This is a genomic window from Actinoplanes sp. NPDC051411, assembly GCF_040682075.1.
Lineage (GTDB): Bacteria > Actinomycetota > Actinomycetes > Mycobacteriales > Micromonosporaceae > Actinoplanes.
Map to the genome: position 1 here is coordinate 20,043 of NZ_JBFBAD010000121.1, position 9,563 is coordinate 29,605.

General features: G+C 70.7%; 7 protein-coding genes. 3 read left to right on the plus strand and 4 right to left on the minus strand.

From position 1 onward, the window contains the following. Positions 1 to 48: 48 nt before the first annotated feature. From AB0M88_RS42170 to AB0M88_RS42180, 3 genes are read left to right on the plus strand one after another with little or no spacing between them, the layout of a single operon-like run. A complete protein-coding gene (locus AB0M88_RS42170; RefSeq protein ID WP_364111877.1) occupies positions 49 to 807 on the plus strand; it encodes a hypothetical protein in 759 nt (252 codons plus the stop codon). Next, positions 804 to 1,325, plus strand: coding sequence for a hypothetical protein (locus tag AB0M88_RS42175; RefSeq protein ID WP_364111879.1), 522 nt, complete (start codon positions 804 to 806; stop codon positions 1,323 to 1,325). Before AB0M88_RS42170 ends, AB0M88_RS42175 begins: the two co-directional genes overlap by 4 nt. 11 nt (positions 1,326 to 1,336) lie before the next feature. Next, a complete protein-coding gene (locus tag AB0M88_RS42180; protein ID WP_364111881.1) occupies positions 1,337 to 2,047 on the plus strand; it encodes a hypothetical protein in 711 nt (236 codons plus the stop codon). A gap of 168 nt (positions 2,048 to 2,215) precedes the next feature. On the opposite strand, the gene AB0M88_RS42185 is transcribed toward AB0M88_RS42180, so the two are convergent. From AB0M88_RS42185 to AB0M88_RS42200, 4 genes are all read right to left on the minus strand, one after another. Next, on the minus strand, positions 2,216 to 3,997 hold the full coding sequence (locus AB0M88_RS42185) for a gamma-glutamyltransferase (RefSeq protein ID WP_364111883.1): 1,782 nt from the start codon (positions 3,995 to 3,997) through the stop codon (positions 2,216 to 2,218). A gap of 96 nt (positions 3,998 to 4,093) precedes the next feature. Beyond that, positions 4,094 to 6,016, minus strand: coding sequence for an ABC transporter ATP-binding protein (locus tag AB0M88_RS42190; protein ID WP_364111888.1), 1,923 nt, complete (start codon positions 6,014 to 6,016; stop codon positions 4,094 to 4,096). 2 nt (positions 6,017 to 6,018) lie between these two features. Then, positions 6,019 to 7,800, minus strand: a complete 1,782-nt coding sequence (locus AB0M88_RS42195; RefSeq protein ID WP_364111885.1) for an ABC transporter ATP-binding protein — start codon at positions 7,798 to 7,800, stop codon at positions 6,019 to 6,021. Positions 7,801 to 7,918: 118 nt separating this feature from the next. Further along, a complete protein-coding gene (locus AB0M88_RS42200; RefSeq protein ID WP_364111886.1) occupies positions 7,919 to 9,382 on the minus strand; it encodes an alpha/beta hydrolase in 1,464 nt (487 codons plus the stop codon). Positions 9,383 to 9,563 lie beyond the last annotated feature (181 nt).

The window sequence follows — 9,563 nt, forward strand, 5'->3', positions numbered from 1 at the left end:
AGGGATTCGACGGCGCGGATGGGTCGACCGGAGGCGGTTCCACAGGCTATGGGTGACGGGGGGCTCGCGGCGGTCTTCAGAGGCCTCGCGGCCGACGCGGCGAGGGCGGCGGGCAACATCGCGCATTCGGTTGCCCGAATCACGGAGAAGACCGCGGAAATCGAGGAGTCGAATCTGCGGAGCCTGCTCGACAGTGACTCCCGGGTCGCGGAATCGTTCAAGAACCTCGGGCGCGACCCGGCTGCGGGTGGCTGGTCCGGAGCACGGTATGTCCGATCGCCCACTCAAGAGGCCGCCGACGCCTACGCGGCCATCCGCGCGAGCACCGGCGACGTCTCGTCGATCGCCCGGAACACCGGGATCGAGGAGGGCGTCATCGCACAGGTCAAGAACCACTTGTTCATGAGCGAGCACGACATCCCGGTCGGCCCCGGCCGGATCGAACGCGGCAACTTCACCGCCGACGAGCACCTGGCCGATCTTTGGGGCAAGGCGGGGAAGGGCACGCTGAGCGAGGCCGAGGCGACCGAGTTCCGGGCCCTGATGTCGCACGAATACGTGGAGAGCCGGCTGATGGAGTCCGGTCTGCCCTACCGCTCGGCTGACCCCGAATCGTGGGATGACGACGGCGACATCGTGTTCAATCCGCAGCACTTCGGGGCACACGAGGCCGCACCCCATTCGGTGACCGGCTCGACCAGGCATTGGAAGGCTCTGGGCCTAGGCTCGCCGGAAGAGCCCATCGCTCCGGACCTGTCAAATATCGACGGCGTCGTCGACGCCGCGCGGAGAGGACTCGGCCTGTGAACATGACCCGCTCGGAGGCGACGCTCGCCCGGCTGATGGCGGTGAATTGGAAGGACGATGCGGCGTTCGATCACCGCAGTGCGCGCATGCGCCTGATGCGCGAGTTCCTGCGGCGCTCCGCCTGGTGGGCTCAGCAGTTCGGCGCGCCCGAGTCGTGGCCCTTCTACGACATCGCCGAACAGGTGGCACCGGGCGTGCTGGTGCCCGAGGACTTGACCGCACGCCTGGATGAGTTGATCCGCACCCAGGTCGGCTGGCCGGCGGTGGCCGTGACCTGCCGGGCGGCCCTGCATTGGGCGGCTGTCCTCGACGCCGGCGCACGGCCGGACGGCGGGGAGGACCCGTACGAACCGCTACTGCTGTTCTTCGAGCGCGGCGGCCTCTTCACCACCGAGAGCGGCTTCATCGAGGTGTTCGGCGGATCGGTGCGGCGGCGGACCTGGCCGGAGTACCTCGACAGCAAGCCGGCTGACATCCGCCCAGCGGCTCTTGCCGCGCTGGACGAAGCCGACCGGTAAGGAGAACCTCGGTGGCGGTCGACGATCTCCCGATGCCGGTGGTGAACTTCCTGAACGTCATCGGGGTGCCGTGGCCATACGTCGACGAGGACGCGGTCCTCCGGTTCGCCAAGGTGGTCCGCGAGTTCGCGCAGGCGGTGGAGAACACCCACCGGGAGGCGACCGACACCGTTTCCCGGATCGCCGAGGCGCATCAGGGCAGCTCGACCGAGGTGATGAACTCGGGCTGGTCGCGAATGTCCGCCGGTCACGTTCATGAACTCGTCGACGCCTGTCACGTGGTTGCGGACGCTCTGGACGCGGCCGCCGGGTACATCGTGGCGCAGAAGCTGGAGGCCATCGGCATTCTGGTCGGGATGGCCGCCGCGTTCGTGGCTGACCAGGCGGCCGCCGTGGCCACCGCGGGTCTCGCCGAGGCCGCGGTGCCGCTGATCGTCGAAGGTGCGGAGCGCGTGGTCAAGTCCCTGGTGATGGACCTCGAGCAGCACGTGATCGGCAAGGTCGTCGAGGCCGGAGCGAAACCCCTGTTCGCGAAGGTGGAGGCGGCGATGTCGGGCCTCGACTGGGGCAACGCGGGCGGCGACGCACCCACGGGCGGTCATGGCTTCTCGGTCGACCCGGCGGCGGTGCGCGGCCACACTGCGGCGCTGCGCGACCAGGCGGCCACGATGCGGTCCCACGGCGACGCGTTCCAGGCCGCCGTCGCCGGCCTCGGCTTCTGACCGCGGCGCGGGGATCTGAGGCGCCCGGGCCGCGAGCGCGTGCAGCCGGGCCCGGGACGGCGATGTCTTCGACGAATCGGTGCCGAGGGCCGGGATGCCGGCCGGTCACGCGGCCGGCCGAGCCGGGCCTCGCCGGGTGGGCGGGGCCCGGGCAGGCTGGGCCGGGAACTAGGAGGTGGGGTGGACTACGCCGGCGGCGCCGGTGCCTCGGCGTACGGGTTCGGCGGCGGCGGTCAGGCCGCCGTGGCCGGTGAATTCGATGCCGGTTGCGGCGCCCAGTTCGGGGGTGTCCGGGCCGAACGTGTGGCCCAGCGATTCCAACGCCGGGCCGTAAGCGGCGTGGAAAGCCGGCTCGGCCTGGATGCCGGCCGTGTTGCGCTGGGAGGCGCGCGGGGCCGCGATCGCCTCGGGCAGGGTCATGCCGAGGATCAGGCGGTTGACCAGGATCTGCAGCACCGTGGTGATGATGGTGGCGCCGCCCGGTGAGCCCGTCGCGAGGAACGGCTTGCCGTCCTTGAGGACGATCGTCGGGGACATCGAGCTGCGCGGGCGCTTCGACGGGCCGGGCAGGTTGGGGTCGGGGGCGGTGCCCTGGGTGCCGGTGAAGTTGAAGTCGGTGAGTTCGTTGTTGAGCAGGAAGCCGCGGCCCGGCACGACCATGGCGTTGCCGCCGATCTGCTCGATGGTCAGGGTGTACTCGACGACGTTGCCCCATTTGTCGGCCACCGTCAGGTTGGTTGTGCTCTGGCCCTGCTCAGTGGCGCCGCCCGGCGAGGAAGGGGTGCACCCCCAGGCGTGGATGTCGCCGGGGGCCACCGGCGGGACGAAGGCCTTGGTCGGGGAGATCTGGCAGGCGCGCTGCCGGGCCCACGAGTCCGACGCGAGTTTGGTGAGCACCGGCTGCGGCGTGTAGGCGCCGACGTAGCGGCCGCGGTCGGCGAAGGACAGCGCCGACGCTTCGAGGTAGTAGTGCAGCACCTTGGTGAGGTCCTTCGACGACGAGACGCCCGCGGCCGAGAGGATGTTCAGTGCCTCCGAGACGGCCGTGCCGCCGCTCGACGGGGTCGACATGCCGTAGACGTCGAGGCCTTTGAAGTCGGAGTGGGTCGGGGCGGGGCGGCGGACCTGGTAGGCGGCCAGGTCGCGCTGGGTGAGGACACCGGGCCGGATCGGGTACGGCCAGGTGCCGATCGGCTGTGACGCCAGGGGCGGGTGCTGGACCGTTTTGACGATGTCGGCTCCGATCGCGCCCCGGTAGAAGTCACCGATCCCCCGCCGGGCCAGCTCGCGGTAGGTGCGGGCGAGGTCGGGGTTGCGCTGGGTGGTGCCGACCGCGGGCGGCTTGCCGCCGGGCAGGTAGAGCTTCGTGGTCGACGAGAACTGGCCGAACTGGGCCGCGTCGGCGGCGATCTGCGAGTTGAAGGTCGGGTCGACCAGGAAGCCCCGGTCGGCGACTTTCGCGGCGTCGAGGAGTGCGCGGGAGAGCGGCCGGGTGCCCCAGCTGCGGGCGGCCGCGTCCCACGTGGCGAGGGAGCCGGGCACACCGGTGGATAGGCCGCTGTAGACGGCCTCGGAGAAGTCGTACGGCTGGCCGTCGGCCGGGTCGATGAAGTAGCTGGAGGTCATCGTGGCCGGGCCGGTCTCGCGCCCGTCGATGGTCGATACGCGGTGGTGCTGGGCGTCGTAGTAGACGAAGAAGCCGCCGCCGCCGATGCCGGACGAGAACGGCTCGGTGACGCCGAGGGTGGCGGCGACCGCCACCGCCGCGTCGACCGCGTTGCCGCCGCGGCGTAGGACGTCGAGGCCGGCCGCGGTGGCGGTCGCGTCGACCGAGGCGACCGCGCCGCCGTAACCGGTGGCGGTCGCTCCGAGCGTGGGGGCGGCTGAAGCGGGGGCCGCGATCAAGGCGACCGGAAGAACAGCTGCAGCTAGAACCGGCAAGATCCGCATCGATCCTCCGAAGTAGGCAGAGCCGGATATCGGGGACGGACGTCAGCCGCCGTGGAGCCGTCGCTGACACCCGTCGATCCCTGCCTACCAGAGAAACTAGGCGTGCGCCGCCCAAGTCTCGAACATTCCCGCGTAGCGTCCACCGGCCGAGACCAACTCGTCGTGGGTGCCCGACTCGACGATGCCGTGGTCGTCGACCACGATGATGCGGTCGGCGCGCATCGCCGTGGAGAGGCGGTGGGCGACCAGGATCGCCGTGCGCCCCTCCAGCAGCGCGTCGAGTGCCGCCTCGACGCGCAGTTCGGAGTGCAGGTCGAGGTTGGAGGTGGCCTCGTCGAGCACGACCACCCGGGGTTCGGCCAGGAACGCCCGGGCCAGCGCGAGCAGCTGCCGCTCCCCCGACGACACCGACTGGCCGCGCTCGTGCAGCTGGGTGTCGAGGCCGTCCGGCGAGCGCTCGACCAGGTCACGCAGGCCGACCTGGTCGACGGCCGCCCAGACTTCCTCGTCGGTGGCCTCGGGGCGGGCGAAGGCGATGTTCTCGCGCAGCGAGCCGACGAACAGGAACGGCTCCTGGGGCACCACGCCGATCTGCCGGCGCAGCGAGGAGAGGGTGACGTCGCGCAGGTCGTGGCCGTCGATCAGGACGCGTCCCGCGGTCGGGTCGTAGAACCGGGTGACGAGCTTGGCCATCGTCGACTTGCCGGCCCCGGTCGGGCCGACACAGGCCACGGTCTCGCCGGGCGCGATCCGCAGGGAGACTCCGGCGAGCACCGGCACGGAAGGCAGGTAACCGAACGTCACGTCGTCGAAGACGATCTCACCGCGTACGGGGGGAAGGTCGGTCGCCGAGGGCGACTGGCGCACCGAAGGCTGAGTCGTGAGGAGGCCGCGGATCTTTCCGACCGCGGCGCGGGCCTGCTGATATTGGGTGTAGAGCTGGACGAGCTGCTGCACCGGCTGGAAGAACGCGTTGATGTAGAGCACGAACGCGGTCAGCTCGCCGATCGTGAGCTCGTGCCGCAGCACCATCCGGCCGCCGACCAGCAGCATGATCGCCATCGCGATCAGGCCGACCACCGAGGTGCCGGGGCCGTAAATCGCGTTGATCTTGCCGGTGTAGGTGTTGGTGTCCTTGTAGTTGCCGACGACCTCGCGGTGGTCGACGATGTTGCGCTCGCCCCGGTTGTGGGCGATCACCACGCGGATGCCGTTGAGGCTCTCGGCCAGGCTGCCGAGCATGAACGCGATCGCGTCGCGCTGCCGGTTGTAGCCGTGGTCGGCGGCGTGCCGGAACCAGAGCGACATGACCACCAGCGGGGGCACGACCAGCGCGAGCGTGATCAGGGCCAGCGTGAGGTCGTAGTGGATCAGCACGGCGGTGACCACGACCATGGTCAGCGCCTGGATGCCGAACTGGGCGAAGCCGTCCTGCAGCAGGTTCTGCAGCGACTCCACGTCGGAGGTCATCCGGGTCAGGATGACGCCGGCCTTCTCCTCGGTGTAGAAGTCGAGCGACATCCGCTGGAGGTGCGCGAAGACGCGGACGCGCAGGTCACGGGTGGCCGAGGCGGCCAGCCGGGCGGTCTGGCGCATGCGGGTCGCGGTGGCGAAGCCGGTGGCGACGACCGCGGCCACGAAGATCGCGGTGGCCCACACCAGCACGGTCATGTTGTGCCGGGCGATGCCGTGGTCGATGCCGATCTGCACCAGCGCCGGGCCGGCCTGCAGCAGCGTGGTCTCGACCAGCACCGCGATCGCCGAGGTGACCAGGTAGGCCGGGTGGCCGAGCAGCAGCCGCCCGAGCGTGATCTTGCCGCCGCGGTCGCCGAGCGGGTCGTAGTGGACGTGCGGGTCGCCGTGGTCGGGCTCGCTCGCCTCCAGTTTGGCGACGCCGGCCGCGAGGTCGGCCGGGATGCCGGCGAACGGCAGCCCGTTGCCGCCGCCCCCGTTGCGGCCGGCCGCGCCGACCACCGAACGGCCGCCGCCCTGGAACCCGCCGAAGCCCCCACCGAACATGCTCACGCGAGTACCTCATCGTTCTCGTCTTCGACTTCCAGCGACGCCAGCACGCGCCCGTAGCGCGGCTCGGTGGCGAGCAACGACGCGTGGGTGCCGTCGGCGACGACCCGGCCGCCCTCCATCAGCACGACCCGGTCGGCCAGGCTGATCGTGGAGAGCCGGTGCGCGACGATCAGCGTGGTGCGGCCCCGCATCTGGTTGCGCAGCGACTCGTGAATGCGCTGCTCGACGGTCACGTCGATGGCGCTGGTCGCGTCGTCGAGGACGAGCACCGGCGGGTTCATCACCAGGGCGCGGGCGATCGCGATGCGCTGCCGCTGGCCGCCCGAGAGCGTGTAGCCGCGCTCCCCGACCACGGTGTCGTAGCCGTTCGGCAGGTCGCGGATGAAGCCGTCGGCCCCGGCCGACTCGGCGGCCCGCACCACGTCGGCCCGCGAGGTGTCCGGCCGCCCGTAGGCGATGTTGTCGTGGATCGACACCGAGAACAGGAACGGTTCGTCGGGCACGATGCCGACCTGCTCGCGCAGCGAGGTCAGCTTCAGGTCGCGGACGTCGCGCCCGTCGATGGTCACCCGGCCGCCGGTCACGTCGTAGTAGCGGGCGGCGAGCCGCCCGAGCGTGGACTTGCCGGAGCCGGTCCCGCCGACCACGGCCACCGTTTCTCCCGGTCGGACGCGCAGGTCGAGGCCCTGCAGGGCCAGGGTTCCATTGGGGTACGCGAACGAGACGCCCTCGAACGCGAGATCGCCCTTCAGCCGAGTCTCACTCGCGGTGGGCCGATCCGTCACGTCGGACGGCGTATCGAGGATCTGGTAGATCCGCTGGGCCGAGGCCGCCGCCCGCTGGCCCATCATGATGATCATGCCGAGCATCCGGAACGGCGGCTGGAGCATCAGCACGTACGAGTTGAACGCGACGATCGTGCCGACCGTGGTGTGCCCGTTGATCGCCATGATCCCGCCGAACAGCAGCACCAGGGCGAGCCCGAGCCGTGGCAGGTTGTCCATGACCGGGCTCCACCGGCTGCTGATCTTCGTGTCCTGGACGTACGCCCAGCGGACCCGGTCGGCGGTCTCGGCCAGCGTGCGCAGCTGGCGCCCCTCGGCGGCGAACGACTTGACGATGCGGACGCCCTGGATGTTCTCGTCGACCACGGTCGCCACCTGGGCCAGCCGGGACTGGATCAGCCACGACACCGGGAACGTCCTCTTGCGCATGACCACGCCGAGCACGCCGACCACCGGCATCGTGAGCATGGCGACGATGGCCAGCGGCACGTTGATGGCCAGCATCAGCACGAACGCGACCACGGCGATCGTGCACTGCACGATGATCGACGGCCCGAAGGTCAGGTACATCTGGATCGAGCGGATGTCGGAGTTGGCCCGCGACATCAGCTCGCCGGTCTGCACCCGGTCGAAGAAGCCGAACGACATCCGGTTCAGGTGGGTGTACATGATGTTGCGCAGGTCGTATTCGAGCTCGTACGCCGTGCGCAGCAGCAGGAACCGGGCGACGAAGTTGATCAGGCCCTGGAAGATCGCCAGCGCGATGATCCACCACACGTACTTGGCGAGCGGGTCGACGTGGGTGCTGACCGCCTTGTCGATGCCGATGCGGACCAGGTTGGGGATCTGCACCTGCACGATCAGCCCGGCGAACGAGAGGGCGAGCGAGGTGAACAGCAGCGCGCGGTGGGCCAGGACCAGTGGCAGCGCACGCCGAAGCCAGCTGAGCCGGACGTCCGGGTGAATGGACGCCTTGGGGGCGCGGCGACTCAAGGCGCCTCCTGAGCACACGAGTATCAAGTAGCACGAGGTATTTAGCTTGGCTAACAATACTCCCCGGGCGCGGCGATGCGAGCGTGACGAGAACCACCCGCCGACTCGGGCGCCGCTATTAACCCACGCCGAACGGCTCCGGCTCGACCGGTTTACAGGTGGTGCCGGGCGCGGGGGTGGCCAGCGTGATCAGGTAGTGGTCGACCAGGCCGCTCACGCACCTGGTCTTGTTGTAGGCGACGTGGCCCCAGCCGCGGTAGCGCAGCAGCACCGCCTTCGGGCCCATCTCCTCGGTCACGTGGGCGGCCCAGGAATAGGCGGTCGCCGGGTCGTGGGCCGCGTTGACCAGCAGCACCGGGATGGCGGCCGGAGTGAGCGGGGCCTGCGGGTTGGCGGGCTTGTTCGGCCAGCCCAGGCAGCCGGAGGTGGCCGTCACGGCGAGCGGCGACGCGAGGATCTGAGGCGCCCGGGCGGCGAGCGCGTGCAGCCGGGCCCGGTATTGGGTGACGTCGCCGGCCGGCAGGTTCCAGTCGGCGCAGAAGACGGCCGGGAAGCTGTGGTCGGTCAGGTCGGGCGCGGCCTTCCGGCCGGCCGGGACCAGCGACCGGGCGTCCCGCAGGTAGTACGCGAACGAATACCACTGCGGGTCGTAGAAGGCGGCGAACGCGGCCGCGAGCAGGTCGGACAGGCGCAGCTTCTTCAGGTGGTCGTACGGGTCCTCCAGCGTGCCGGCCCGCGCCCGCGCCATCAGCCCGGCCCACAGCGCGCGGATGTCCTGGCCGCGCACCACGCACCGGGTGTCGCGGGTGCACCAGGCGATGAACTGCTCGAACGAGTCCTGGGCGGCGTCGGTCTCCTGGGTCAGGAAGTCGTCCACGCCGACGGTGTGGTCCATGACGCTGTCGAGCGCCAGCGCGCGGAGCCGGCCCGGGAACATCTGGGCGTACTGCTCGCCGAGCAGGGTGCCGTAGGAGGCGCCGTAGAAGCTGATCTGGTTGACGTTCAGCGCGGTCCGCACGGCGTCCATGTCGCGGGCCACGCTGGCGGTGTCGACGTGGGCGAAGACCGGTCCGGTGTGCTGGGCGCAGTCGGCGGCCAGCCTGCGGTTGTACGCGACGGTGTCGTCGTACGCCTTCGGCGAGTCGATCAGCGGCGACGGCGCCCGGTCGACGAGCTCCTGCGAGCAGAGCACCGGCGCGCTGCGGCCCACCCCGCGCGGGTCCATGCCGACCAGGTCGAAATATCGGGCCAGGGTGCTGGTGAAGAAGCCGGACGCGTTGAGCACCATGTCGACCGCCGACCCGCCGGGGCCGCCCGGGTTGACCAGGAGTTCGCCGATGCGGTGGGCCGGGTCGGTGGCCGCGCGGCGGGCGATGGCGATCGAGGCGGCCGGGCCGGCCGGGTCGGACCAGTCGGCCGGCACCTTCATCGTGCCGCACTGCACCTGGGCGTCCTCGGGGCACGCCGACCACGAGATGACCGGGGTGGGTGCCGCCTGCGCCTGCAGCGCCGGCACGCCGTACGCGAGAACGGTTGTGATCGTCACCAGCGCGGCCGGCACCGGCCGCGTCCAAGCTCGCACCGTTGGTCTCTCCGCCCTGCGGCCGTCGGACCGCGCGGCCCCATCTTCGAACGGGCGGCGCGGCCGGGTCCGGCGAACCGGCGAGATTCACTGGGCTGCTGCGCTCGATCGCGCGTGCGCCGCTGGGAGTTGATGAGTTCCGGTCGCGCCCGACGACGGCTTCGCCGGCGGCGTTCGCGGC

Bases quoted from the DNA above. Each gene is read 5' to 3' on its own strand.
- AB0M88_RS42170 (WP_364111877.1), top strand. From the start codon at position 49: ATGGGTGACGGGGGGCTCGCGGCGGTCTTCAGAGGCCTCGCGGCCGAC.
- AB0M88_RS42185 (WP_364111883.1), bottom strand. From the start codon at position 3,997: ATGCGGATCTTGCCGGTTCTAGCTGCAGCTGTTCTTCCGGTCGCCTTG.
- AB0M88_RS42190 (WP_364111888.1), bottom strand. From the start codon at position 6,016: ATGTTCGGTGGGGGCTTCGGCGGGTTCCAGGGCGGCGGCCGTTCGGTG.